Source organism: Aeromonas sp. Y289-2, from assembly GCF_027705925.1.
Lineage (GTDB): Bacteria > Pseudomonadota > Gammaproteobacteria > Enterobacterales > Aeromonadaceae > Aeromonas > Aeromonas veronii.
The window spans coordinates 206206-231270 of sequence record NZ_JAPDCH010000006.1 but is presented as its reverse complement, the minus strand read 5'-3'; the positions used below and the strand labels follow the sequence as shown (position 1 = coordinate 231270).

Sequence of the window (25065 nt, the reverse complement as noted above, 5' to 3'; positions counted from 1 at the left end):
TCGGCCATGTCTCGCCACCCTCCCGCCCGAGTGGTCATCTCCGCACATCCACTCACGGTGGCACGGGTGGCTGTGGCAGAATAGGCGCCGTTTTACCGGTTGCCACAGAAGGTGCTCATCGCTTTGTCCCAGCTCCCCATCGTTTCGGTATTGCCCGAACTCTTTGCCGCCCTCGACAGCCACACCAGCGTGATCCTGCAGGCGCCCCCCGGCGCGGGCAAATCGACCCTGCTGCCGCTGGAGCTGGTGCGCCAGAACCGGCTTCCCGGCCGCATCATCATGCTGGAACCAAGGCGCCTGGCTGCGCGCAATATCGCCACTTTTCTGGCCCGTCAGCTGGGGGAGAAGGTGGGCGAGCGCATCGGCCTGCGGGTACGCGGTGAGAGCCGCACCAGCCCAGCGACCCGGCTCGAGATCGTCACCGAAGGGGTGCTGACCCGGATGTTGCAGCAAGACCCTGAGCTGAATGGCGTCTCGCTGGTCATCTTCGATGAGTTCCACGAACGCAGTCTGCACGCCGATACCGCATTGGCCTTCGTCATCGAGAGCCAGCAGGGATTACGCGATGACCTCAAGCTACTGGTGATGTCCGCAACCCTGGATGGCATGGCACTCGAGACCTTGTTGCCGGATGCCCCTGTGGTTCGCTCCGAGGGGCGCGGTTTCCCCATCGACTACCACTACCGCCCCGCCAATCGCCAGCAGTGGCTGGAGCCGCAGGCCGGCGCCGTGGTACTCGAAGCGCTGGCCGCCCACCGCGGCAGCCTGCTGGTCTTTCTGCCCGGGCAGGGTGAGATCGAGCGGTTGGCACAATGGTTGGCAGATAAACTGCCGGACGACGTGACCCTCGCCCCCCTCTACGGCCGCCTCGACATGGCGGCGCAGCAGGCAGCCATCGAACCAGCGCCTGCGGGCCGCCGTAAGCTGGTGCTCACCACCAATGTGGCGGAGACCTCCCTCACCATCGAAGGGATTTCGGTGGTGATCGACAGCGGGCTGGAACGACGGGCTTCCTTTGATCTGAAAAGCGGCGTCACCCGACTGGAGACCCGCCAGATAGCCAAATCCTCCGCCACCCAGCGGGCCGGTCGCGCCGGTCGCCTCGGCCCCGGTATCTGCTACCGGCTCTGGAGCAGCGAGGTGCAGGAGCGGCTCGCCGAGCAGAGCCCGCCAGACATCCTCACTCAGGAGTTGACCGGCCTGCTGATAGATGCCGCCCAGTGGGGGGCAAAGGTGGAAGATCTGCCACTGCTGGACATGCCCCCCGCCGCCGCGGTGGCCTGCGCCCAGCGGCTGCTGATTGCCCTTGGCGCCATGAAGCCGGAGGGTGAGCAGCAACTCACTGCCGCTGGCCGTGCCATGGCGGCCTTCGGTACCCACCCTCGCCTCGCCCGTATGCTGCTGCGCGCCCGCGAGCTGGAGTCAGAGGGTCTGACAGGGATTGTCGCCGATGCCGCTTATCTGGTGGCGTTGCAGGAAGAAGATCTGCGAGGATCGGAGCGCCTCTCTGTGCTGTTCCACCGCCGTCAAAACGCCCTGCGCCAGAGCGCGGCCCGCTGGTTTGAACGGCTTGGCGTGCGCCCTGCCAATGCGCAGGGTCAGTGGCTGGGGCTGCTCTGTGCTCTCGCCTGGCCGGATCGCATCGGCAAACTGCGTAGCGGCAGTCGCTATCAACTCAGTGGTGGGGTGAGCTGCGATCTGGTAGAAGGTCATCCCTGTCAGGGACAAGGGGCCCTTATCGCCATCGAGATGGGGCAGAACGATCGCGGCAGCCGTATCTTTATCGCCGAACCGATAGAGCTGGATGAGCTGGCGCGTCTGCTGCCGGAGCTGGTGAGCGAACGGCAGTGGTTCGACTGGGATGAGCGGGAAGAGCGGGTGCGCGCCGAGCGCCAGCAGGTGATCGGTGAGCTGGTGCTGAGCCAGCGACCGCTGACCGAACTCTCCGACGAGCAGAAAGGACGCTGCCTGCTGCAAGGCATTCGCCGCAAGGGGCTGCATGTGCTGCCGTGGGACGAGAGCAGCGAAGGGCTGCTGGCCCGTCTGCGCTGTGCCCGCGACTGGCTGCCCGATGAGGGGTGGCCCGCGATGGATGAGGAAAGTTTGCTTGCCACGCTGGAACAGTGGCTACTGCCAGCAGTGAGCGGCATGACCCGGCTGGAGCAGTTGAAAAAGCTCAATATGAGCGACATCTTGCGCCAATCCCTGCCCTGGCCGTTGCCCAAACGGCTCGACGAGGCGCTGCCGAGCCACTTTGCGGCACCGACCGGCAGCCGGGTGCGGATCCGCTATCAACCGGGGCAGGCACCGGTGATCCCGGTGCGCATTCAGGAGATGTTCGGGCAAGGTTCGACCCCCTGCGTGGCCGATGGCCGGGTACCGCTGGTGGTGGAGCTGCTCTCCCCCGCCCAGCGACCGCTGCAGATCACCGCCGATCTGGCCGCCTTTTGGGCTGGCTCCTACGAACAGGTGAAGAAAGAGATGAAGGGGCGCTATCCCCGCCACTACTGGCCGGATAATCCGCTGGAAGCGATGCCGACCAAAGTCACCAAAAAGAAGATGGGCATCTAGGTTCGGCGAGTTAATCCCGCTCGGACGTTCGCGAATGCGACATAACAAGTAGAAAGGAAAGCAAAGAGGATTTATGGCAACCCAACGACGCAAGCGTGCCCCCAAAAAGGCAGCGCCCAAACGCACCATCTGGCGCAAGCTGTTCTGGCTTGGCTTCAAGCTCTCCCTGGTGGTGGCGGCCTTTATGGTGGTGTTTGGCATCTACCTCGATACCAAGGTGCGCGAGCGCTTCGATGGCGAGAAGTGGCAGCTGCCGGTGATGGTCTACAGCCGCCCGCTGGAGCTCTACCCCAGCCAGCGCCTGTCGCGGGACCAGATGCTGCGCGAGCTCAACATGCTGAGCTACAAGCAGGTGCGCCAGCCTCACACGCCGGGTGAATACACCATCAACGGCAACCGCATCGAGCTGATTCGCCGTCCGTTCGAATTCTATGATGGCGCCGATGGAGCCCGCGGCCTGCGCCTCACCTTCAACGGCCCGCGCCTTGAGGGGATCCAGTCGCTGGAGAACCAGCGCCAGCTCGGTTACGCCCAGATGGACCCGGTGCTGCTCGATCGCCTCAATACCGAAGATCGGGAAGATCGCCTGCTGGTGCGCATCGCCGAGGTGCCCGACAGCCTGCTGGTGACCCTGCTCACCACCGAAGATCGCGACTTCTACCAGCATGGCGGCGTCTCGCCGGTGGCCATCATGCGCGCCATGTTCGCCAACCTGATCGCGGGTCGTACCGTGCAGGGGGGCAGTACCCTGACCCAGCAGCTGGCCAAAAACTTCTTCCTGACCCGTGAGCGCAGCCTGTGGCGAAAACTGCAGGAAGCCTATATGGCGGTGCTGATCGACTATCGCTACAGCAAGGACGAGATCCTCGAGTCCTACCTCAACGAGGTCTATCTGGGGCAGAACTTCTCGCAAGGGGTCTATGGTTTCGGCCTCGCCTCCTACTTCTACTTCGGCATTCCGGTCAACGAGCTGGATATCGATCAGGTCGCTCTGCTGGTCGGGCTGGTGAAAGGCCCCTCCTATTACGACCCATGGCGCTTCCCGGAGCGGGCCAAGACCCGCCGTGATCTGGTGCTGAAGCTGCTGATGGATCACGGCAGCCTGACCCAAGCCGAGTATGAACTGGCCAGCCGTCAGCCCCTCGGCATCATCGCTCGCGGCCAGATGAGTTATGGCCGTACCCCGGCCTTTATGGGACTGCTCAAGCGGGAGATCCAGAGCCGCTTCGGCGCCGATCTGCTCAAGCAGTCCGGCCTCAAGATCTTCACCAGCCTCGACCCCATCGCCCAGCATGCGGCCGAGCGAGCGGTCGAATCGGGCCTCGCCGATATCGAAAAACTGCGCGGCAAGAAGAAGCTGGAGGCGGCCATGGTGGTCTCCGACTGGCATAAGGGCGAAGTGGTGGCGCTGGTGGGTGGCCGCGATCCCCGCTACGCCGGGTTCAACCGAGCGCTGGATGCCCGCCGCCAGATCGGCTCGCTGGTGAAACCGGCGGTCTACCTCACCGGCCTCTCCAACGGCCTGACCCTGGCGACCCCGCTCAAAGATCAGCCGATCCGCATTCGCGGTCAGGATGGTCAGGTCTGGACGCCGCAAAACTACGATCGCAAGTTCCGCCAGAGCGTGCCGCTAATGGATGCGCTGGCCAGCTCCCTCAACGTGCCGACCGTCAATCTGGGTCTGCAGGTGGGGCTGGAGAAGGTAGTCGACACCCTGCACAAGCTGGGAGTCCAGCAGGAGATCCAGCCCTATCCGTCGCTGGTACTGGGGGCGGTGGCCCTCTCCCCGCTGGAGGTGAACCAGATGTATCTGCCCATCGCCAATCAGGGACTGACCCAGCCGCTGTCGGCCATTCGCGCCGTGGTGAACGGAGATGGCAGCCTGCTCTATCAGCATGATCAGACCGCCAAGCGGGTCACCGACCAGCAAGCAAGCTGGCTGACCCTGTTCGCCATGACCAAGACGGTGAGTCAGGGCACGGCCCGCGCCCTCAGTGCCAAGTTCCCCGGCGCCACCATGGCGGCCAAGACAGGCACTACTAACGAGCTGCGCGACTCCTGGTTTGCCGGGATGGACAACAACGAGCTGGTCAGTATCTGGGTCGGTCGCGACGACAACACCCCGGCAGGTTTGACCGGTGCCAGCGGTGCTCTGCAGCTCTTTAGCGGCTACATGAGCCAGCGCGGCGTCAACAGTCTGGGGCTGAAGATGCCGGAAGGGGTCACCTGGGCCAACTTCTCCCGCGCCAGCGGCACCCGCGTCACCAGCGACTGCCCAGGCAGCCTGCAGGTGCCGGCCAAAGCCTCCACCATGGGCTCCCCGGCCGGTTGCGCCAGCAGTGCGACGCCACGCAGTGCGCTGGATGACTGGTTCGGCGGTTTCTTCAACTAGATCAACGACACGGGCAGCGCAGGGTGCCCGTTCACTATGCTGCTGACAAGGAAACACCATGACCTTTCCGCTGTTTGACGCCATCCACCATGTGGCCATCATCGCCAGCGATTACCCACGCTCGCGCCACTTCTACCACGAGGTGCTGAGGCTGCCCATCATCGCCGAGACCCTGCGCGAGGCGCGCCAGTCGTGGAAACTGGATCTGGCCCTGCCGGACGGCAGCCAGCTGGAGCTGTTCAGCTTCCCCTCGCCTCCCGAGCGCCCCTCCCGCCCCGAGGCGTGTGGCCTGCGCCATCTCGCCTTTAGGGTCAGCGATCTTGACCGGGTCATCGCCCACCTGCTGACCCATCGGGTCGAGGTAGAGCCCGTGCGGGTGGACGAGCTGACCGGCAAGCGCTTTACCTTCTTCGCCGACCCCGACGGCCTGCCGCTGGAGCTCTACGAAGCGCCGCGCTGAGCCTGCATCGACCAAGCAATCAGCCAAACAAAAGCCGCCCGGTTGCTACCGGGCGGCTTTTGTTATTGCTTCAGGTCATCAAGCGGTAGTCAGCATAACGACAGCCAGCGCCATCACCATCATGCCAGCCCAACCGATGGGCTTGAGCCGCTCACCGAAGAAGAGCAAACCGCCCAGCGCCGTACCGACGATGCCGATAGCCCCCCAGGTGGCGTAGGCAACAGCCAGGTCAATCTGGCCGCCACTTACCGCTTCCGAGAGCAGGGTAAAGGCGCCGAGTACCAGCATGATCCCCAGGAATCCCCACCCCTTGTAACGAAAACCCTTGGAGCGGTTGATGGCCATGTTGGCGCCGATATCGATCAGTGCGGCCCCCAGTACAATCACAAACGGACTCATGCTGTGGCCTCCGCTTCTACTGACTTGTCTGCGGGCTCATCATGGGTCTCCCCCATGGTCACCATAACAATCCCCACTATCGCGAGAGCCAGGCCAATCAGCTCCTGAACGGTCACATCGTAACCAAGGAACATGACCGACACTATGGTGATCAAGGTGATCCCGAGCCCCTCCCAGAGCGCAAACGCAATACCAATGGAGATTGTTTTGGCGGCTTTCGCCAGCAACCAGTACGAGAAACCGATCAACAGCCACATCGGGATGTAATTCATCCAGCCAGCCCCCTGCTCGGGGATCATGGCCATGCTGGAGGTACCGGCGACCTCGGTCACGATGGCGCCGGTCAAAAACAGCCGGGCCAGAAACATACGACTTAATAACATATAAGATGCCTTTGTTGCTTCGACGGGAGAGATGGTAAACGGGGAGAAGCAACTCGCGACAATCGCTCAGCGTCGATTATTCCGACGCCACAGGTTTGCCTTGCCTTGGTTCGGCACGCTAAGGTGATGGTGAAAAACTCCGCCACAGCCTGTAAAACATGAAGCTATATCAGATAGAACTCTTTGTAGAGTCAGCCAATAGCGGCTCTATTGCCAACACCGCCCGTCGCCTCGGCAAAAGCCGCAGCGCCGTCAGCACCGCCATCGCGGCGCTGGAAGTTGAGCTTGGCGTCGAACTTTTTGAACGAGGTGCCAATCAGAGTCGGCTGACCGAGATCGGCGAGCTGGTGCTTGATGATTGCACTCGCCTGCTACAGGCAGCCAACAGCCTGCAGCAGAAGTGCAAACATTACGCCTCGGGGGCCGAAGTGGCGCTGCGGGTTGCCCGCGATGACGCGATTCCCGAGCCGGTGTGGCGCGAGATGCTGACCAGCCTGCACAATCAGTTTCCCGGTACCAGTATCTCGCTGGTGCTTGCATCTCCGCCTGAACTGCCGGCGCTGGTGGAAGAGGGATTCGTCGATGCCGCCTTTGGCCTTATCACCGAGGATCAGGAACGCAGCGGCCTCAATATCGACGTGCTCAACCCGATCCGCACCCTGATGGTGGTGGCTCCCAGCCATCCGCTGGCCGGACTGAAGCGGGTCAAACAGCAGGATCTGACCGATCACACCCAGGTTACCCTCTCGTATGTAGATGAATTTTCGGTAAAAAGCCTGCTACCTGTGGGAGGCCAGCATATCGGTCTCTCCAGCTTCGAGTTGATGCGCAATGCGGTGCTGGACGGACTGGGCTGGGCGGTGCTCCCCTCGCCACTGATCCAGAGCCAGCTGCGACAAGGCTCCCTGCTGACCCTGAAACACAAGTTCAGCCTGCAGTGGCGAGATTACGGGGTCTATCTGGCGGAAAACGCCTATCACGGCAAGGTGTTGGCCTGGTTGAAGAAGTCGATCCAGGGGTATCTGGAACCTTTCGAGTAGCGATAAAGAGGCGGAGCCAGCTCACGATATCTACTTATCCTGATGATCCGAGCGGATGTGATCGTGCATACTGTTCACATACTCATTGAGCGCCGGAGGCGTAACCGATATGAGCAGTGCCCAAGACAAGGACGATATCTTGCTGGACGACGACATCATCGAACTCGATGATGAGGAGGTCGTGGTCCCCAAGGCACTCAACCCATGGCAAGTGCTGATCGTGGATGATGAGCCGGATATCCATCATGCCACCCGCCTGGCCCTCTCCAACATTCACTACAAATCCCGCCCGCTGGAGCTGCTCAATGCCTACAGCGGCGCCGAGGCTGGCCGCATGCTGGAGGCCAATCCCAGGATTGCGCTGATCCTGCTCGATGTGGTGATGGAGACCGAAGACGCAGGTCTGCGGCTGGTGCACCGGATCCGCAACGAAATGCACAACTCGCTGGTACGGATCGTGCTGCGTACCGGCCAACCCGGCCAAGCCCCCGAGCAGCGGGTGATCCTCGATTACGACATCAATGACTACAAGACCAAGACCGAACTGACGGTACAAAAGCTCTACACCACTGTCATCGCATCCCTGCGTTCATACGAAACCCTCAGTGCCATCGACAAGAGTCGGCAGGGGCTCGGCAAAATTCTCGAAGGGGCGGGCGATCTCTACCATCTTCATTCACTCAAAGAGTTTGCCTCCGGCGTGCTGAAACAGATCAGCGCCATTCTCGATGTGGGCACCGAAGGGGCTATCTGCGCCGAGCGCCGTCCCGGCGAACAGGGGCTGGAGATCCTCGCCGCCACCGGCGACTACGAGACTCTGCTGGATGATGGCAAGATCACCGACTTTCCCACCCTCAATGACTCGGTTCTGAAGGCACTGGCGGCGCGCAGCAACCGCTTTGAACACCCGCAGGACTCCCTCTATATCGCCGCCCAGAATGGTCGCGAGTTCGTGCTGAGTTTTACCCCGACCCAGCCCCTCGATCCCCTCGAATGCGATCTGCTGGATGTCTTCTGTCAGCGCATCTCGGCGGCCTACGACAACCTCTATCTCTACAACCAGTTGCTGCGCGCGCAGGAGGCCACCGTGGTGGCGCTGGCGGCGCTGGCGGAGTTTCGCGACTCCGATACCGGCGAGCATGTCTTGCGGGTGCAGAAACTCTCGGATGCCATCGTGGCAGAGTTGAGGCAGATGTCGGCCTATCCCGAGCAGCTGACCCCGGAGTTTGTCGAGATGATCGGCATGGCCTCCATCCTGCACGATGTGGGCAAGGTGGGCACCCCGGATCATATCCTGCACAAGCCCGGCCGTTTCGACCCGGAGGAGCGGGCCATCATGGAGCAGCACGCAGGTATCGGCGCCAATATCCTGCACAAGGCGGGCGAAATGGTGGAGGGAACCAGCTACCTCTCTCTCGGCGCCGAAATCGCTCGGGGCCACCATGAGCACTTCGATGGCAAGGGCTACCCGCAGCAGTTGGCTGGTCAGCAGATCCCGCTGTCGGCGCGGATTGTGGCGGTAGTCGATGTATTCGATGCCCTGCTCAGCAAGCGCCCCTACAAGGAGCCCTGGACGCTGGCGCAGACCATGGAGTATATCCAGTCCCGCTCCGGCACCCAGTTTGACCCTCATGTAGTGACAGCCCTGTCGCGACTGGTCAACGAATCGAGACTCCCCTACTCGCTCTGACCCCCTTTGCTCGCAACTCCACATGCCCTGCCGGTGACCAAGGTCAGCGGCAGGGCATCAAAACAGCCGTTTTGTTGCATCCCGCACACATCAAAGTGCCGCAAAGCGGAAACATCCCCCTTCTTTGTTAGCGATATCCGCTGAAATATGGTCATTTAACATCACATCGCTATAATATCGGCCTGCAAACCTGATACTAACAACGAAGGAATTATCATGAGCCTGAACCTGGTACCGGCCGGCAAGAGCCTGCCCGACGATATCTATGTCATCATCGAAATCCCGCAGAATGCCGACCCGATCAAATACGAAGTCGACAAGGACAGCGGTGCTATTTTCGTCGATCGCTTCATGTCTACCCCGATGTTCTATCCGTGCAACTACGGCTACGTGAACGCGACTCTCTCTCTGGATGGTGACCCCGTCGACGTACTGGTTCCGACCCCCTACCCGCTGCTGGCCGGTTCCGTCATTCGCTGCCGTCCGGTTGGCGTGCTGAAGATGACCGACGAATCTGGCGAAGATGCCAAGATCGTTGCCGTACCGCACTCCAAGCTGACCAAGCAGTACGACCACATCCAGGATGTGAACGATCTGCCGGAACTGCTGAAAGCCCAGATCCAGCACTTCTTCGAGCGCTACAAAGAGCTGGAAGCGGGCAAATGGGTCAAGGTGGAAGGTTGGGGCGACAAGGCCGCTGCCGAAGCCGAGATCAAGACCTCTGCCGAGCGTTACGCTGCCAAGTAAGCGTCACCCGGTTTGTAAAAAAGGCGCCTTATGGCGCCTTTTTTGTCGGTGTTTGCGGCAGCTGACCGGCCGCATCTCCGGCAGGATTGCCCTGAATGTATATTTCACAGCCATCTTTCTGGTAGGGACGATAGTAATCACCGCCACAGCGATAGCCGCCGCCCGGCTGGCTCATCAGCTCGCAGTTGACCGGCAACACCTCCAGCCACTTGATGGCCTGCTGGTAGCGCAGCCACTCCTGCCATTCGTGCTCGCGTGCCAGCTGATCACGCAGGGCAAAGGTATCCGCAGTGGACATCCCCTTGTTGACGATCACCTGACCCGCCATGGCTGGCAGGCTGAGCAGCCCAAACAGCACTATGATCCAAGGCTTCATAACCCCTCCAGAGTGACTTAATTTCACAATTAAATTAAAAGTCACATCAATCTGTTATCCAGATCACAAAACGAAACATCACCAAAGTGGTGCCGGCTCACCTAGTTGTTAATTATCGTCCACGGCAGGAAGCACCACCATGAAGCTGACCCCCGCGCTGTTGCTCAGCCTCACTCTCAGCACCACCCTTGGCGCCACAAGCAACGCCAGCGAGATCAACATGAGCTGGCAGTGGCAATCCACCGATGGCCAGCGCAAGCACTTCCAGCTGACCACCGACGACCAGGTGATGGCCGCCAGTCGCCACGAGATGAGCCTGCTAAAGGCTTCCCTCACCAATCCGCTGGAGACCCTTTACGCCTACATCAGCCCGCGGCTCTACAACAGCATCAACCTGATCAACCAGAGCAGCCCAGAGACCGCTACCAAATTTCGCAATCTGGAGCAGGCCTTCACCCTGCGGGACGACAGCATGGAGTCGCTGCTGTTCTGGCAAGCCTACCAGCAGTATCAGGAGGATGCCTTCTACCAGATGAGGGTGATCCCCTGCGTCCATCCGGCCAATCGCAAACTGCCTTGCGTGCGACCCGATTACTCCCAGCTCTTCTACCACTTCAAAGGGCACCTCAAGCCACTGGCGCAGCAGTTTGCGGCCAAGGATCTCGCCACCAGCGTAAGCCTGCTGCAGGAGTGGCTGAACGCCATCCCCACCCAACCGGAGCAGCTGGATCACTTCGCGCCGCCGCTGCAGGCGTTGCAGGATAACAAGGCCGACAGCGACGAGAAGGCGCTGCTGATGGCCAGCCTGCTGGCGGAGCTGGCCCCGCAATATGTGCTCAGCATCATCTATCCGGATATCAGCATCGGCAGCGTCTCCCCTGCCTGGCTGGCCATTACGGCAGACAGTGGCGTACCCGGTGATGTGGTGGTGATCAACAATCAGCGCCATGTGCTGCTGACCGGCTCGTCCCTGCTGGCCCAGCAGATGACCATGGCCAAGATCCCCCTCATCAGCGAATCGCTCTACTGACGCAGACAGCTCAGACCAGCAGCCAATTCATTGATTTTTATCGATGTCATGCCATCCTAGCCGCCCTTGCCAGCCAACCCCCTGACTGGCGGGGCGCCGACGCTTCTGAATTGCGATCTTATTTAACACTTTTTAAACAGATCCGATCAGTTTAGGATGAAGCTCGCCCATTCCCTCAATCCGAAACTCGTTATAACATAACAAATGGAGTGTCATCAGGATGAAACATCTCGTACTTACTTTGGCGCTGCTGCCATCTCTGGTCTTTGCTCACAACTTCAAGGATGGCAACCCGGTTCCGCTGGTCAATGTCAGCGACAAGGGTGAGCTGGTACTGAACGGCAAGGATATCGGCTACCAGCCGTGGCAGAGCACCTCGCTCACCGGCAAGGTGTTTCTGATCCAGCATATTGCAGGTCGCTCCAGTGCCAAGGAGCTGAACGCCCCGATGATCGAGGCGATCAAGGCCGCCAAGTTGCCGCAAGACAAGTACCAGACCGTTACCGTCATCAACAGCAATGACGCCATCTGGGGCACCTCCGGCTTCGTGAAGAGCAGTGCCGAGGACAGCAAGAAAGAGTTCCCCTGGTCCGCCATGGTGCTGGATGCCAAGGGCATGGCGCGCAACGCCTGGGATCTGACGCCGGAAAGCTCGGCGATCATCCTGCTGGATAAAGAGGGCAAGGTGCTGTTTGCCAAAGATGGCCAGCTCGATGCCAACAACATTGCTACCGTGATGGGGCTCATCAAGTCCCATCTCTAAGTCAGAGAGAAAGGGCGCTGATGGCGCCCTTTCCATAAGGGTTTATGGGTCGTATCAAGCTGAAAATCTGGATCTTGCTGCTGGGCTGGTTATGGCTGCAGCCTGCCCTTGCCCGGCACCAGTTTGAATCTGCCCTGCCCGGCCACGACGACCATCACTGCCTGGTTTGCGCCCTCCATCTGGATGGCAAACAGGTCATCACCGCCACCCCCTATTGTTTCCCCGGTTCGACCTCTGTTCTGCCCGCAGTTGCAACCATGCAACGCTCGGCAGATACCGCCACGCTTCACAGCTATGCCATCCGTGCGCCGCCCGCCTCTGCTTTTCTCTATCCCTTTGTTTAATTTCGCTATTTGTTTTGAAAAAGGATTAAAGATGAAAGCAGTTACTCTGTTGCTGGCCGCTGCGGCCTTTGGCGCACACGCAAATCACGACGAACACGAGAGCCACAGCCATGGCGCCCACGAGCATGGCCACGGCCACCTCAATCTGGTGGTCGATGGCGACCAGCTGATGATCGAGCTGCAGGCCCCTGCTGCCGATCTGGTGGGCTTCGAGCACGCGGCCAAGAGCGATGAAGAGAAGGCGCAATACGCCAAAGCGGTCGCCCGCCTCCAGCAGCCTGACGCCCTGTTCCGCTTCGACCCGGCCGCAGGCTGCAAACTGACCCAGCAGGAGCTGCAAGCAGCCAAAGAAGAGCATGATCACGACCATGACCATGACCATGACCATGACAAGGCTGCCAGCGACAAACATGAAGACCACCATGATCATGACGAAGCGGGTCACGCCGATATGGGCGCCATGTACACCTACACCTGCGCCACCCCGGCCAAACTGACCGGCCTTGAGGCGACCCTGTTCAGCGTCTATCCGAGCCTTGAGAAGCTGAGCGTGCAGGGGATCCTGCCCACCGGCCAGACCGCTGGCGAGCTGACCCCGTCCGCCAACAAGCTGAGCTGGTAACGCCATGAAAAAAGCCGTGGTTGAGATCCGCGATCTGGCCTTTGCCTGGCCAGGTGGCGACGCTGTACTCGATCTGCCCGCCCTCACCATCCGCGAGGGTGAGCGGGTCTTTATCAAGGGCCCGTCGGGCTCTGGCAAGTCGACCCTGCTCGGGTTGCTGGCCGGGATCCAGACCGCCAACCACGGCACCCTGGAGGTGCTGGGCCAACCATTGGCCCGGCTCTCTGGCCGTGCCCGTGACCACTTCCGGGCGGCCAATCTGGGTTATATCTTCCAGCAGTTCAATCTGCTGCCTTTTCTCTCGGTGCAGGACAACGTGACTGCTGCCCTCACCTTCTCGCCCGCCAAACGGGCCCGCTTGCAAGGGAGTCCGGAGCAGGAGGCGCGCCGTCTGCTGGCGGAGCTGCAACTGCCGGATGACGCACTGCATCGCCCCGTCCACGCCCTCAGCATCGGCCAGCAGCAGCGGGTTGCTGCCGCACGGGCGCTGATCGGCTCGCCGCCACTGGTGATCGCCGACGAGCCCACCTCGGCCCTCGATACCGACAACCGGGCCGCCTTTATCAAGCTGCTGTTCGAGGAGTGCGACAAGCAGGGCTCGACCCTGATCTTCGTCAGTCACGACCCTTATCTCGAACCCCTGTTCCCGCGGGTCGAAAACCTGCAACAGCTCAACCGGAGGGCATCATGCTAAAGCTCGCCCTGCAAAGTCTCTGGGCCCGCCGCCTTACCGCCGGGCTCACCCTGCTGGCCGTCGCCATCAGCGTCACCCTGCTGCTCGGGGTGGAGCGGGTGCGCACCCAGGCCCGCGAAAGCTTCTCCAACACCGTCTCGGGAACCGATCTCATCGTCGGTGCCCGCTCCGGTCAGGTGAACCTGCTGCTCTACTCGGTGTTTCGCATCGGCAACCCCACCAACAACGTGGGGTGGGACTCCTATCAGGCCATCAAGCAGAAACCGGGCGTCGCCTGGACCATCCCGCTTTCCCTTGGTGACTCCCACAAGGGATTTCGGGTGCTCGGCACCAATGGCGACTACTTCACTCACCTGAAGTACGGTCAGCAGCAGTCGCTGCAACTGCGCGAGGGGCGGCCATTCGAGACGCCGTTTGAAGCTGTGCTCGGCGCCCAGGTGGCCGAGAAGCTCGGCTATCACCTTGACCAATCCATTGTCATCGCCCACGGCGCTGGCAACACCTCGTTCAGCCAGCACGACAATCTGCCGTTCAAGGTGGTGGGTATTCTGGCGCCGACCGGCACGCCCATCGATCGCACCATCCATGTGCCGCTGGCGGGGATCGAGGCGATCCATCTCGGTTGGGACACCGGCCGCCACAGCAAGAACGTGACGCCGGAGCAGGCGCTGGCGCAGGATCTCACCCCGAAAACCATCACCGCCTTTATGGTGGGGCTGAGCAACCGGATCCTGGCGTTCCAACTGCAACGCAGCGTCAACACCTATCCCAAAGAGCCGCTGATGGCGATCCTGCCGGGGGCCGCCCTGCAGGAGCTGTGGAGCCTGATGAGCGTGGCGGAAACGGCCCTCTCGGTCATCGCCGGTTTTGTGGTGGTAGCGGGCCTTATCGGCATGCTGACTACCCTGCTGGCGGGGCTTAACGAGCGGCGCCGGGAGCTCGCCATCTTGCGATCCCTCGGCGCGGGCCCTGCCCACCTGTTCCTGCTGCTGGCGCTGGAGGCCATGGCGCTGACCACGGTCGGCATCGCTCTCGGGGTCGCCGTGCTCTATCTGGGGCAGGGGCTTGCCTCGCCCTGGCTGCTCAGCCACTATGGCCTGCAACTGAGTCTGGGGCTGCCGAGCACCTACGAGTGGCAGTTGCTGGGGGTAGTGTGGCTGGCAGGCATGATGATCGGCCTGCTCCCTGCTGCCCGCGCTTACCGCTACAGCCTGAGCGATGGTATGAGCATTCGCGTCTAGCGAGACGCCCAAAAATAGAAACAGAAGGACAGATGATGAAGTGGAAAATTGTGGCGCTGCTCGCCAGCCTGCTGGTACTGCCCGCCCTGGCCGCCGATTACAAGACCATCGACTGGGATGTGCTCATCCCGGAAGGGGAGAAACTGCTGCCACCGCCCCAGGTCAATCACGAAGATCCCATGTCGGTTCCGCAACCGGTGGGTGGGGTAAACAAGAAGCTGGACAACCAGGATGTGCGCATTCCGGGCTTCGTGGTGCCACTGGAAGGGGATGCCAAGAAGATCACCGCCTTCCTGCTGGTGCCCTACTTCGGCGCCTGCATCCATGTGCCGCCGCCCCCCACCAATCAGGTGATCTATGTGAGCTACCCCAAGGGTGCGCCGGTGGATGATCTGTGGGATGCCATCTGGGTGAAGGGCAAGATGCGCACTGTCAGCTCCAGCCACGAGATGGCCACCGCCTCCTATTCGATGGAAGCAGTCGAGGTGAGCGTCTACGAGGAGTAATACTCCCGTTGCAAAAAAAGCGGCCTCCACGGAGGCCGCTTTGTTATCTTGGCATCCCGGTTGGAGTAACATTCAGCTCCAGAACCTGTGCGAATGGAGTCAGCATGGCAGACCTCCCCCCCCCGAAAAAAGAGAGTTCGATCCTGAGCAGCCAGGAGCAGACCCTGCGTCTGGCCCGCAGTCGCGGTATCGACGGCATGCTCACCCGCAATACCGACAGCACCTTCGAACAGCGCGCCACCTTTCGCCATCTGGCGGATCAGGCCGCCCGCCAGCGCAATCTGGAAGCCATCATGGTGATGGCCTCCCGCCACTGCGAAGAGACCGCGGCTGGCGGCGAGATGGACAGCGACTGGCTGACCCGCTTCCTGCAACTGGCAGAAGATATCAGCATGGTGCCGATGCAGCAGCTGTGGGGGCGGATCTTCGCGCTGGAAGTCGCCACCCCGGGCCGCTTCTCCATCCGGGCGCTCGCCACCCTCAAAGAGATGACCCAGCGCGAGGCCCAGCTGTTCCAGCGCATCTGTTCGCTAACCTGCCACTATACCGGCAGCGACGAGCAGCGACTGCTGCTGGGGCTGCACAAGGGGGCCACCCTGCTGAGTCGCGCCAAGGCAACGCGCCTTGGCCTTGGCAAATACCGACTGCCATACAATGCCCTGCTGCAACTGTTCGAGCTGGGGCTGCTGCATCGCGCGGAGCTGGAGTCCGGCCCGCTGCCCGCCGATGGGGTCGAGCTGGAGTTCGGCAACCAGCGCTGGCGGCTGCAGTGCAAGCAGAACAACATCACCCTGCTCTACTACCGCCTCACCCCGGTGGGCAACGAGCTCGCCCAGCTGCTGCAAGAGTCGCCGCTGGAGGAGTACCTGCAGGATCTGAAAACCGTGCTGGTGCAGGGTATCCAGATTGAAGTGATGCAGCTCGTCAGCCCCCCCTCCTCACCCGCTCCCGACCCTCTCCCCTGAGCTCTGGCGGGGCAGCGGATGCCCCGTCGGTTCGTGGTTCCTTCGCATCAAGCTGCTGGCTCCCAGCTTATGGGCTTGACCAGAATAGGTTGCAAATTGCAGATGCCGCAGAGGCACACCCCGTCAGCTCCGTTGCATATTGCAAATAACAACGATCTTTTCCTGCCAAAATGGCACTAATAACACATCAATCATTAGCTTTTGCCAGCTGGCCCGCCCTTTGCACATGTCTTGATGCAGATCAAAATTTAACCATCACAGCTCGGGAGCAAGGCCATGAGAATCAATCAACCGGTTACCCAAAGAGAACGTCTCTATCCAGACCACCAGAGCCTGATCTCCACCACGGATCTGGAGAGCCGCATCACCTACGCCAACGATGAGTTCTGCGAGATTGCAGGCTTCCAGCTCGACGAGCTGGTGGGGGAACACCACAATCTGGTACGCCATCCTGACATGCCGAGACAGGCCTTTGCCGATCTGTGGAACCATATCCGCGAAGGCAAGAGCTGGATGGGGCCGGTGAAGAACCGCTGCAAGAGTGGCGATCACTACTGGGTCAGCGCCTTTGTCACCCCCATCAAGGATGCCAGCGGCCGGGTGGTGGAGTATCAGTCGGTGCGCACCGCCCCGAGCGAGGCGATCAAACAGCGGGCCGAGAAGGTCTATGCCGACCTTCGCAACAACAAGCTGCCGCTGGCGCTCAAGTTGCCCACCTTCTCCCATACCCTGACCATCAACCTCTGCCTGCTGCTGAGCCTGCTCGCCATGTTTGCGCTTGGCTACAACCACGACATGAACTGGCAACTGGCGATGGTCGCCCTGCCGCTGGCGATAGCGGCCATCACCCTGAATGCCCTCTCCCGTCGCCTCGGCAAGCTCAACAAGATGGCCCGCAGCCGCTTTGACAACCCGCTGATGCAGCTGCTCTACACCAGCAAGGTGGACAACATCGCCGCCATCGAACTCTCGATGGTGATGAATCAGGCCGAGTTCAACGCCGTGCTGGCCCGCACCCAGCAGACTTGCAGCAAGATCCTGCAGGCCGCCGAGGGGGATCTGCGCAACGCCGAATCCATCACCGACAACCTGCAACAACAGCAGGCCGAAACCAATCAGGTAGCGACCGCCGTGACCGAAATGTCGGAGTCCATTCGCGAGGTGTCACAAAGCTCGACTGACTCCTCCAGCCTGCTGGATGAAACGGCCGTGCTGTTCAAAAGTGGCAACAGCAGCGTGGCCGAAACCGTGGCTGCCGTGGCAGGCATGAACAGCGAGCTGACCACCTCCAAGAGCGTGATCAGTGCGCTGGTCGGCCACTGCCGCGATATCGATGGCATCCTCGATGTGATCAACAACATCGCCAACCAGACCAACCTGCTGGCCCTCAACGCCGCCATCGAAGCGGCCCGGGCTGGCGAAGCAGGTCGCGGTTTCTCGGTGGTGGCTGACGAGATCCGCACCCTCGCCATCAAGACCCAATCCTCGACCAGCGAGATCCAGAAGATGATCACCGAGCTGCAAACCAGCGCCGGGGATGCAGAGCAGGCGATGGAGAAGGGCTGCCAACTCTCCGAGAGCTGCCAGCAAAAAGCCTCGGCGACCGGCACCATACTCCAGCAGATCAACGATATGCTGCAGCAGGTCGCCTCCGGCAGCGGCCAGATTGCCCAGGCGGTGCAGGAGCAGTTCCACGTCACCGCCGAGATCAACCGCAACGTGCTCAGCATCAAGACTCTGGCTGATGACTCCAGCGTTGGCAGCCAACACGCCGTGCACGGCATCACCCAGCTGGTAAATCAGTTGAGCGATCTCGACCGACTGGTGCGCCAGTTCCAGAAAGGGGCTCCGGCAACCCAGAGCCGCTACGAAGTGGCCACCACCCGCGCCGTGCCGGTACGCCAAGCCAGATAACCACCACCCAAACAATCACCGCAGAAAAACCCTATGGGCCCGCAGGCCCATAGGGTTTTTTAGTGTTCGCCAACAAGAGGGAGACACTCCCGCTTCACTGTCCGATTTCCCTCTGCGCTAATGGGCCCAAGCGGTTGAGTGACCACATTTAAACCCATTAATGATTAATTTATTGATCTTGCTCAGGAAACGGCCCGCTTGCGCTTTTCACCTGAGCCCCGTTCGGTAACATAGCCGCTTGGCAACCTCTTGCAGGAGTCAGCCATGAGCCAAGCTAGTGCCAAAACGCAGGTAACAAGCAGCAGACTGGAAGCTGTAATTCAGGGGCGGTAGCGTTATCTGAATATATATAATCAAGTTAAGACTGTCGTGCGCTATTAAAAATGATGACTATCACAACATTATTTATTCTTGACTTATTCATAAGGCATGAAAATTAGTTGCTATCATTGTTTGAATATGCTGACTTATTATAAGCATTAACACAACAACATTTATCTATTAGTTATTCTGAAACGTGACATAGTTTATCGTATGCCCTCTAAAATATAGCTCAGTGATTTAGTTATCAAAAGAGACAAAAATGAAAAAGAATGACAGTGGTGGTATCGGCGCTAAGAAGGGCTTTCTTTATCAGGATTATATCGCCGCATACCTAGCTCTACACATGCTCAAAGATAAACACCTAAAGGCCGTTCGCTGTGAAGTTAGCGATGATATTGATCTTATATATTCAAACTACATTGAATATATCCAAGTAAAAACAACTAATGTTACTAATAAGTGGAACTTAGATGAACTTACGAAAGTAACTAAACAGTCAGTGACAGGAAAGACCAGGCAGATAAAAAATACAGATTCAATACTACACAAATCTATTAGCTGTGACACCAATATTTTATCTCCGAGATTTAGAATTGTTACACCGATAGATGTTAACAGCACTCTAAAATATCTTACCATTCCTTTTGAAGACCGAGAGGATGAAGATAAAAGAAATTCTTTACTGATATCACTAAAAAAAAGGGTTAAAGATTTTCATAGTCCGAATGGTAGGGATGTCGAATACTGGTTAGATAACACGACTTGGATGTATATTGCACAAGTTGAATATATAAAGTCAGAATGCAAACTCATGATCATTAGAAGTGCGTTTGATGATTTTCGTTTACAAATAAATCCTTCTTCAGACCCAGAGAAGATATTAAATGATTTACTTGTTGCCTTAATCGAGAAAAGTGCAACATCAATTGTGTTGTCTTCTGCTGATAAAAAGACGTACTTCAGAGAAGACTTCCTTGATTGGTTTGAAAAACAGCTAAATTTCTACTCGAAGGAAAGCTATAATTTCTCCAAGGTTTACAAACAAAATGAATCCCCTATCCTCTCAAAGTTTTTTGAGTCGAAAGAAGATTATCGAGCTCATGACCAAGAAAAGTTATGTGTAGGAGTTGAAGGAAAATATCACCTTCAAATGTATACATATGACAAGATCGCAAAAGGAATTAAAAAATGGCTACCAGAGGTTCTTTTACGGCCGAGAGAGCTCGCAGATAACACTGCAACAAACCTTGAGCAGAAACTGGCATCCTACTCAAAAATGAAGTTGCAAAGCAGCAAAGAACTTATTTCATTAATTCCACAGGTTCTCTTACACTCAATTATTCGTACTACATATGAAAGTCAACCAATTCCAGCGCACTTGCATATAGATGATGATGAAAATACAACATTCTCAAATGTACATATCGTTATCAATCGTCATTCACCAGACATTTTAGTAATGGGATTTAATTATTTCATACCAAAATTAGAAAAAGCAGACATTGACAGGATAGTAAGTGAATTCGAAACTCTTTTAGAACAAGAGTCTTTCGATACCAAAAAGGACAAAATCCTAGAAATCAAAGATGATTCATATCTTATTACTCATGATATAGATGAGATTCTAGATGCTAATAGTTCATTGGATGAACATTTAGATAGAATTAAGTTTATATTTTTTATCGGATTTAACTCACACAATTTAACATGTAATAAATCAAATATGGATGATGGGTATGAGCATGAACTGAACGCTGAAATAAAAAATAAATTCATCGATTTGATTGAAACACTATTGGAACAAAATTCCTTTTATTCAAAAATGAATATCGAAGTTTATTTATATCCAGTACCCAAAATAGAAAGATTGATAGACTCCGTCAGCTGCTGCTTGGAGGGGAAATGAATACAAATATAGCAACCCTGATTGACAAGGTTGAAAATAATGAAATATCCCCTTTCGGATATTTAAAAAAAACCAATGAATATCTATCCAACCCAATAAGCAATAGTTTAGGGCGTGAATTGGTGATACGAGCTCTGGACAAAAAACATTTATTCTCAGACCGAGAAAAATTATTATTAGAAATGGTAAGGAAATCTGGGCTATATCCTTATATCAACAAATACTTTAAAAAAATAGATTCAAATACTGAGCTAGCCATTAATCTTTATAAGAGTAAAGATGGTGATGGATTTATATTCCATACATTACAAGCAAGAGTTTTTAACTATCTTCTTGAAAAGAGGAATGTTGTATTGAGTGCACCGACCAGCATGGGTAAAAGTGCGATCATAGACTCAATATTATATACCGGCAAATTTAATAAGATAGTTATCGTTGTCCCTACAATAGCACTAATAGACGAAACCAGAAGACGAATTCAACATAAATTCAAAGACACTTATCAAATAATATATCACAACACCCAAGAACTTTCTTCAAATAAAGCTGTATATGTATTGACTCAGGAGCGAGTTAATGAGAGGAATGATATAAAGAACATAGATCTTTTTGTCATAGATGAGTTTTACAAGCTTGCATTTGGCAAAGAGGAAAAAAACCGTTCTATAGCACTTAATATTGCAATGAGTAAACTTCTAACAAACTCAAAGCAATTCTATTTAATTGGGCCATACATTGATGAAGTTAGGGGTCTAGAAAACATTTCAAAGGACTTTATATTCATTCCAACGGATTTTAAAACGGTGGCTGTGAATCTATATTGCTTCAATATAAAACCAACAAACATAGATGAAAAGATAGATAAGACAACTGACATAATTAAGAAATATAAAGGGCAAACCATTATATATTGTATGTCTCAGAACTCCATAAGTGATCTTGCCGAAAAATTGCTTGAGATAGAAAATTTATTTTACTATGTTTCCGAGGATGTAGTTTCAGATATTGTCGAGTGGATAAAGTCAAACTATAGTAAAAACTGGATTTATTTTAAGGCGCTAAGACGGGGGATTGCTATACATCACGGGACATTACCCAGAGCATTACAACAGTTGAGTTTGGACTTATTTAACTCAGGTAAAATATCAATTTTGCTTTGCACAAGTACAATTATAGAAGGTGTAAATACTGTTGCTCAGAATGTAATTATTTATGACAACAAGCGTTCTAAGTACCTTGTTGATAATTTTACACATAAAAACATTTCTGGTCGTGCTGGTAGAATGAATCAACACTTGATAGGTAATGTTTTTTGCTTGGAGGCTTTACCAAAAGATGAAAACGATCCCAAAATTGTAGATCTCCCTCTTGGTAATATGGATGATAACACTCCAATAAACCTTCTAGCTGGCATTCAAGATGAACACCTATCTTCTATAGCGGAAGAACGAATACGTTTATATGCTGTAAAGTCAGATATCCCTATGGAAATCATAAGATCACATACATCATATGACATTGAAGTTATTGAAAAAGCCTATGAGGCTCTTAACGAACTATCCGCTCAAGAACTAGGGATACTGACAAATCCAGCTAAATCAAATTCAGTTTTCTTTGACTTAATAACAAAGTTAATTAAAAAGGTAGAATATCACTCATTAATGAGACTTAATCTTCACTATGATGATAACGATGACTTAAAGAATAGAATTATGTGGTATGTATTTGCAAACAGCCACTCTGAATACATAGAAAAAAGAATTGACTATATAAGTAAGAATGTCTATGAAGATATGCAATCTAAAAAAATAGATATAGAGCTAAAGATATGCAGGAATATATTCAAGCACAATATACCTAGAGCCCTTTCATTGTATCAAGATTTAATAAACTTCGAATTATATTCTTTAGGAATAGCTAAGGAAGCTGATTATGGATATTTAATCCATAAGTTTGAAAACTCAAACCTACCAACAAACTTCACCGCATTAGAGGAAATGGGCGTGCCTATTGAAACTCTTGATAAGGTTAAAACTTTACAGCTGTCTGAGCTGGAAATAGAAGACTTATGCCTAGAGATGAAAAAACTAGCTAAGACTTACAAATCGTTTAACTCTGTTGATTGCTACTTCATAAGAAAAGCATTAAGTTGAAGCTAACTCGACCATTCTATTTCAAAAATGCATAACAACTGAAATATAAGGTCTGTGCATGGTGAGCGGTACAATGATTTACTGATATTCTATCTATATTTCAAACGCTTGTCATAATCAATATAAATAGCTGAACTAAACAAGGGAGGGCAATGCCCCCCTTGTTTATCAATATTCGGACCAGACAATAAACCTCAATCTATTAACTCTCGTAACCTCAATGCAGCCAACAACTCCTCCACCAGCTCCGCCACCGGTTTACCGGCGTTAAGCAGATGAATTTCCGGACTTTCCGGTGCCTCGTAGGCGGAGTCGATACCGGTAAAATTCGTAATTTCCCCTGCCCTAGCCTTCTTGTAGAGCCCCTTGGGGTCGCGCTCTTCACAGACGGCGAGCGGCGCATCGACAAACACCTCGACAAACTCACCTTCACCCAAGAGGCTGCGCACCAGCGCCCGCTCGGCACGAAACGGCGAGATAAAGGCGGTGAGCACAATCAGGCCCGCATCCACCATCAGCTTTGCCACTTCGCCAACCCGGCGGATATTCTCCTGCCGCGCAGCATCATCGAAACCGAGATCCCCGCAGAGGCCGTGGCGCACATTGTCCCCATCCAGCAGATAGGTGTGCTTGCCTTGTGCCGCCAGCGCCTGCTCCAGCGCCCCCGCCAGGGTCGATTTGCCCGCCCCCGACAGCCCGGTAAACCAGATCACCAGCGGCTTTTGCCCTTTCAATTCGGCCCGACTCTGTTTGTCCACGGCATGCTTGTGCCACACGATATTGCTCATCCCACACTCCTTGATTGGCGCTCACGCCTTAAAACGGAAACAGCAGGGGCACCATCACAATCACCCCGAGGCTATAGGCCAGCGAGACCGGCAGGGCCAGCTTGAGGTAGTCCGGCATCTTGTAGTTGCCCGCGGCATAGACCATCAGGTTGGTCTGGTAGCCGTAGGGCAGGATAAAGCTGGAGCTGGCCCCGAACAGCACCGCCAGAATAAACGGCATGGTCGAGACATCCATGCTGAGCGCCAGCTGGTAACCCATGGGGAAGGCCAGCGCGGCGGCCGCGTTGTTGCTCATCAGCTCGGTCAGCACCAACGTAAACACATAGATACCGATAAAGGCGATGATGGGGCTGGCACCGTTGAACTCCCCCATCAGCCAGTCGGCGATAAGCTTGGCCAGCCCGCTCTTTTCCAGCTGATCGGCGATGGCGAGCGCCCCGCCCACCACCAGCCAGATATCCAGCGGAAAGCGGCGGCGGATCTCGTCCAGAGTCAGAATGCGGGTAAGCAGCAGCGCCACCAGCATCAGCAGCAAGCCCTTGAACAGCGGCACCAGATCGAATACCGAGAGCGCCAACACCCCGAGAAAACCCAGCACCACGGCGGCGCTGCGCTTGCCATCGAGGCGGGTGGAGGCTTCCAGCCCGCTCACCACCACAAACTCCCGCCCCAGCGACTTGTTGCGGGCAAACTGGGGGCCTGGGGCCAGCAGCAGGGTATCACCGGCGTGCAGCTCAATCTGGCCGAGGCCACCGGTAAGCTGTGTTTCGCCGCGGCGCACCGCCAATACCACCGCATCGAAGTGGGTGCGAAATTCGGCATCCTTGATGGTCTGACCCACCAGCCGCGAGCTGTGGCTGACGATCACCTCCACCAGATGCTGGCCGTTGAGGCGGTGCTGGCCGTAGAGATCCAGCCCCTTCATCTCCTGCAACACGCCGACGCTTTCCACGTCGCCGCAGAACAGCAGCACGTCCCCTTCGTGCAGTTCGTGTTCCGGCTGCACCGGGCAGATCACCTGCTCACCGCGAATGATCTCCGCCAGATAGAGGCTTTTCAGGCTGCGCAGGCCGTTCTCCTTGACGCTGCGCCCCGCCAGCGGCGAACCGGCGCCCACCTTGGCTTCGAGAAAGTAGCCGGATTCGCGGCTCATCTCGGTATCCTGCTCCGGCAGGTGACGGGCAAACAGCAGCACGGCCACCAGACCGGTCAGCAGGGTACCCGCCCCCACCATAAAGAAGTCGAACATGCCGAGCGGCGGCGCCCCCATCTTGATGAGGAAGCTGTTGACGATGAGATTGGTGGAGGTGCCGATCAGGGTCAGCACCCCGCCAAAGGTGGCCGCGAAGCACATGGGCAGCAGCAGTCGCGACGGCGCATGGTTGGGGTTGCGTTTGACCGCTCCCAGCATGGAGGCCACCACGGCGGTGTTATTGACGAAGGCCGACAGGAAGGCGGTGGAGAACCACACCTTCACCAGCACCTTGTTGAATGAACCCGTGCCCACCAGATTGGCGAACCAGCTCATGATGCGGGTCTTCTCCACCGCCAGCGACACCAGCAGCAACAGCACCAGCGTCAGCAGGGCACTGTTGGTGTAGCCCGCTACCACGGCGTTGATATCCGCCAGCCCGCTCAGGTAGGTGATGAGCACGGCGCCCGAGAAGAGCAGCGCCGGGCGGAGTTTGCCCTGGATCAGCAGGGCCACGAGAGCAGCCAGCAGACCCAGCACCAGGAATTGTTGCCAGGTCATGGGC

22 protein-coding genes are annotated in these 25065 nt (G+C 56.3%); 17 read left to right on the top strand and 5 right to left on the bottom strand.

From position 1 onward, the window contains the following. The first annotated feature begins 123 nt into the window (after nt 1-123). The 3 genes from hrpB to gloA2 all read left to right on the top strand — a co-directional run bounded on the left by hrpB (nt 124) and on the right by gloA2 (nt 5423). Nucleotides 124-2571 (top strand): ATP-dependent helicase HrpB, encoded by a 2448-nt coding sequence (hrpB, locus tag OKC43_RS11760; RefSeq protein ID WP_236272259.1) that lies wholly within the window; start codon nt 124-126, stop codon nt 2569-2571. Between the two features lie 73 nt (nt 2572-2644). Beyond that, nucleotides 2645-4963 carry a penicillin-binding protein 1B gene (mrcB, locus tag OKC43_RS11755; protein WP_042052390.1) on the top strand — a complete coding sequence of 773 codons (2319 nt, stop codon included), beginning with the start codon at nt 2645-2647 and terminating at the stop codon, nt 4961-4963. A 58-nt stretch (nt 4964-5021) separates the two neighbouring features. Beyond that, nucleotides 5022-5423, top strand: a complete 402-nt coding sequence (gloA2, locus tag OKC43_RS11750; protein WP_236272260.1) for an SMU1112c/YaeR family gloxylase I-like metalloprotein — start codon at nt 5022-5024, stop codon at nt 5421-5423. Between the two features lie 78 nt (nt 5424-5501). Here the strand turns inward: gloA2 and OKC43_RS11745 are convergent, their stop codons facing one another. Both OKC43_RS11745 and OKC43_RS11740 read right to left on the bottom strand, forming a co-directional pair. Then, on the bottom strand, nt 5502-5822 hold the full coding sequence (locus OKC43_RS11745) for an SMR family transporter (protein ID WP_005335659.1): 321 nt from the start codon (nt 5820-5822) through the stop codon (nt 5502-5504). Further along, nucleotides 5819-6205: a DMT family transporter gene (locus OKC43_RS11740; RefSeq protein WP_005335660.1), complete on the bottom strand. Its 387-nt coding sequence runs from the start codon at nt 6203-6205 to the stop codon at nt 5819-5821. Before OKC43_RS11740 ends, OKC43_RS11745 begins: the two co-directional genes overlap by 4 nt. A gap of 158 nt (nt 6206-6363) precedes the next feature. Between OKC43_RS11740 and OKC43_RS11735 the strand changes: the two genes are divergently transcribed. From OKC43_RS11735 to ppa, 3 genes are all read left to right on the top strand, one after another. Further along, complete coding sequence (locus OKC43_RS11735) at nt 6364-7245, top strand: LysR family transcriptional regulator (protein ID WP_107682739.1); 882 nt, start codon at nt 6364-6366, stop codon at nt 7243-7245. A 109-nt stretch (nt 7246-7354) separates the two neighbouring features. Next, on the top strand, nt 7355-8935 hold the full coding sequence (locus OKC43_RS11730; RefSeq protein WP_236272261.1) for a DUF3369 domain-containing protein: 1581 nt from the start codon (nt 7355-7357) through the stop codon (nt 8933-8935). 216 nt (nt 8936-9151) lie between these two features. Beyond that, complete coding sequence (gene ppa / locus OKC43_RS11725; RefSeq protein WP_005335667.1) at nt 9152-9682, top strand: inorganic diphosphatase; 531 nt, start codon at nt 9152-9154, stop codon at nt 9680-9682. Nucleotides 9683-9710: 28 nt separating this feature from the next. Here ppa and OKC43_RS11720 read toward each other — a convergent pair whose 3' ends face one another. Next, nucleotides 9711-10058, bottom strand: a complete 348-nt coding sequence (locus tag OKC43_RS11720; protein WP_236272262.1) for a hypothetical protein — start codon at nt 10056-10058, stop codon at nt 9711-9713. A 139-nt stretch (nt 10059-10197) separates the two neighbouring features. Between OKC43_RS11720 and OKC43_RS11715 the strand changes: the two genes are divergently transcribed. The 11 genes from OKC43_RS11715 (at nt 10198) to OKC43_RS11665 (ending at nt 22520) form a co-directional block, all read left to right on the top strand. Further along, the gene (locus OKC43_RS11715) at nt 10198-11088 is read left to right on the top strand and encodes a hypothetical protein (RefSeq protein ID WP_005354684.1); all 891 of its coding nucleotides are present in this window, start codon (nt 10198-10200) and stop codon (nt 11086-11088) included. Between the two features lie 220 nt (nt 11089-11308). Further along, complete coding sequence (locus OKC43_RS11710) at nt 11309-11851, top strand: YtfJ family protein (protein ID WP_005343253.1); 543 nt, start codon at nt 11309-11311, stop codon at nt 11849-11851. 44 nt (nt 11852-11895) lie between these two features. Then, nucleotides 11896-12195 (top strand): DUF2607 family protein, encoded by a 300-nt coding sequence (locus tag OKC43_RS11705; RefSeq protein WP_100645133.1) that lies wholly within the window; start codon nt 11896-11898, stop codon nt 12193-12195. 31 nt (nt 12196-12226) lie between these two features. Continuing rightward, nucleotides 12227-12817, top strand: a complete 591-nt coding sequence (locus OKC43_RS11700) for a DUF2796 domain-containing protein (protein WP_100652831.1) — start codon at nt 12227-12229, stop codon at nt 12815-12817. A 4-nt stretch (nt 12818-12821) separates the two neighbouring features. After that, nucleotides 12822-13511, top strand: coding sequence for an ABC transporter ATP-binding protein (locus OKC43_RS11695; protein WP_005335686.1), 690 nt, complete (start codon nt 12822-12824; stop codon nt 13509-13511). Further along, nucleotides 13505-14752, top strand: a complete 1248-nt coding sequence (locus tag OKC43_RS11690) for an ABC transporter permease (protein ID WP_236272263.1) — start codon at nt 13505-13507, stop codon at nt 14750-14752. Before OKC43_RS11695 ends, OKC43_RS11690 begins: the two co-directional genes overlap by 7 nt. A 32-nt stretch (nt 14753-14784) precedes the next feature. Next, entirely contained in the window at nt 14785-15258 is a 474-nt protein-coding gene (locus OKC43_RS11685) for a DUF3299 domain-containing protein (RefSeq protein WP_026034852.1), read from the top strand. Between the two features lie 104 nt (nt 15259-15362). Beyond that, nucleotides 15363-16223 (top strand): TIGR03899 family protein, encoded by an 861-nt coding sequence (locus tag OKC43_RS11680; RefSeq protein ID WP_005354697.1) that lies wholly within the window; start codon nt 15363-15365, stop codon nt 16221-16223. Nucleotides 16224-16499: 276 nt separating this feature from the next. Next, the gene (locus tag OKC43_RS11675; RefSeq protein WP_236272264.1) at nt 16500-18137 is read left to right on the top strand and encodes a methyl-accepting chemotaxis protein; all 1638 of its coding nucleotides are present in this window, start codon (nt 16500-16502) and stop codon (nt 18135-18137) included. A gap of 583 nt (nt 18138-18720) precedes the next feature. Then, nucleotides 18721-20367 (top strand): dsDNA nuclease domain-containing protein, encoded by a 1647-nt coding sequence (locus OKC43_RS11670; RefSeq protein WP_236272265.1) that lies wholly within the window; start codon nt 18721-18723, stop codon nt 20365-20367. Further along, on the top strand, nt 20364-22520 hold the full coding sequence (locus OKC43_RS11665) for a DEAD/DEAH box helicase (RefSeq protein WP_236272266.1): 2157 nt from the start codon (nt 20364-20366) through the stop codon (nt 22518-22520). The genes OKC43_RS11670 and OKC43_RS11665 overlap by 4 nt, the downstream gene beginning before the upstream one ends. A 194-nt stretch (nt 22521-22714) precedes the next feature. On the opposite strand, the gene cysC is transcribed toward OKC43_RS11665, so the two are convergent. Together cysC and OKC43_RS11655 are read right to left on the bottom strand one after the other, a co-directional pair. Beyond that, nucleotides 22715-23308 (bottom strand): adenylyl-sulfate kinase, encoded by a 594-nt coding sequence (gene cysC / locus OKC43_RS11660; protein WP_236272267.1) that lies wholly within the window; start codon nt 23306-23308, stop codon nt 22715-22717. Nucleotides 23309-23336: 28 nt separating this feature from the next. Then, complete coding sequence (locus OKC43_RS11655; protein ID WP_005354701.1) at nt 23337-25061, bottom strand: SLC13 family permease; 1725 nt, start codon at nt 25059-25061, stop codon at nt 23337-23339. Between the last annotated feature and the right edge of the window lie 4 nt (nt 25062-25065).

Coding starts and splice junctions, on each gene's coding strand:
- OKC43_RS11705 (WP_100645133.1), top strand. CDS start 11,896: ATGGGTCGTATCAAGCTGAAAATCTGGATCTTGCTGCTGGGCTGGTTA.
- ppa (WP_005335667.1), top strand. CDS start 9,152: ATGAGCCTGAACCTGGTACCGGCCGGCAAGAGCCTGCCCGACGATATC.
- OKC43_RS11690 (WP_236272263.1), top strand. CDS start 13,505: ATGCTAAAGCTCGCCCTGCAAAGTCTCTGGGCCCGCCGCCTTACCGCC.
- OKC43_RS11655 (WP_005354701.1), bottom strand. CDS start 25,061: ATGACCTGGCAACAATTCCTGGTGCTGGGTCTGCTGGCTGCTCTCGTG.
- gloA2 (WP_236272260.1), top strand. CDS start 5,022: ATGACCTTTCCGCTGTTTGACGCCATCCACCATGTGGCCATCATCGCC.
- OKC43_RS11745 (WP_005335659.1), bottom strand. CDS start 5,822: ATGAGTCCGTTTGTGATTGTACTGGGGGCCGCACTGATCGATATCGGC.
- OKC43_RS11730 (WP_236272261.1), top strand. CDS start 7,355: ATGAGCAGTGCCCAAGACAAGGACGATATCTTGCTGGACGACGACATC.
- OKC43_RS11720 (WP_236272262.1), bottom strand. CDS start 10,058: ATGAAGCCTTGGATCATAGTGCTGTTTGGGCTGCTCAGCCTGCCAGCC.
- mrcB (WP_042052390.1), top strand. CDS start 2,645: ATGGCAACCCAACGACGCAAGCGTGCCCCCAAAAAGGCAGCGCCCAAA.
- OKC43_RS11735 (WP_107682739.1), top strand. CDS start 6,364: ATGAAGCTATATCAGATAGAACTCTTTGTAGAGTCAGCCAATAGCGGC.
- OKC43_RS11700 (WP_100652831.1), top strand. CDS start 12,227: ATGAAAGCAGTTACTCTGTTGCTGGCCGCTGCGGCCTTTGGCGCACAC.
- cysC (WP_236272267.1), bottom strand. CDS start 23,308: ATGAGCAATATCGTGTGGCACAAGCATGCCGTGGACAAACAGAGTCGG.
- OKC43_RS11685 (WP_026034852.1), top strand. CDS start 14,785: ATGATGAAGTGGAAAATTGTGGCGCTGCTCGCCAGCCTGCTGGTACTG.
- OKC43_RS11675 (WP_236272264.1), top strand. CDS start 16,500: ATGAGAATCAATCAACCGGTTACCCAAAGAGAACGTCTCTATCCAGAC.
- OKC43_RS11680 (WP_005354697.1), top strand. CDS start 15,363: ATGGCAGACCTCCCCCCCCCGAAAAAAGAGAGTTCGATCCTGAGCAGC.
- OKC43_RS11715 (WP_005354684.1), top strand. CDS start 10,198: ATGAAGCTGACCCCCGCGCTGTTGCTCAGCCTCACTCTCAGCACCACC.
- OKC43_RS11670 (WP_236272265.1), top strand. CDS start 18,721: ATGAAAAAGAATGACAGTGGTGGTATCGGCGCTAAGAAGGGCTTTCTT.
- OKC43_RS11710 (WP_005343253.1), top strand. CDS start 11,309: ATGAAACATCTCGTACTTACTTTGGCGCTGCTGCCATCTCTGGTCTTT.
- OKC43_RS11695 (WP_005335686.1), top strand. CDS start 12,822: ATGAAAAAAGCCGTGGTTGAGATCCGCGATCTGGCCTTTGCCTGGCCA.
- OKC43_RS11665 (WP_236272266.1), top strand. CDS start 20,364: ATGAATACAAATATAGCAACCCTGATTGACAAGGTTGAAAATAATGAA.
- OKC43_RS11740 (WP_005335660.1), bottom strand. CDS start 6,205: ATGTTATTAAGTCGTATGTTTCTGGCCCGGCTGTTTTTGACCGGCGCC.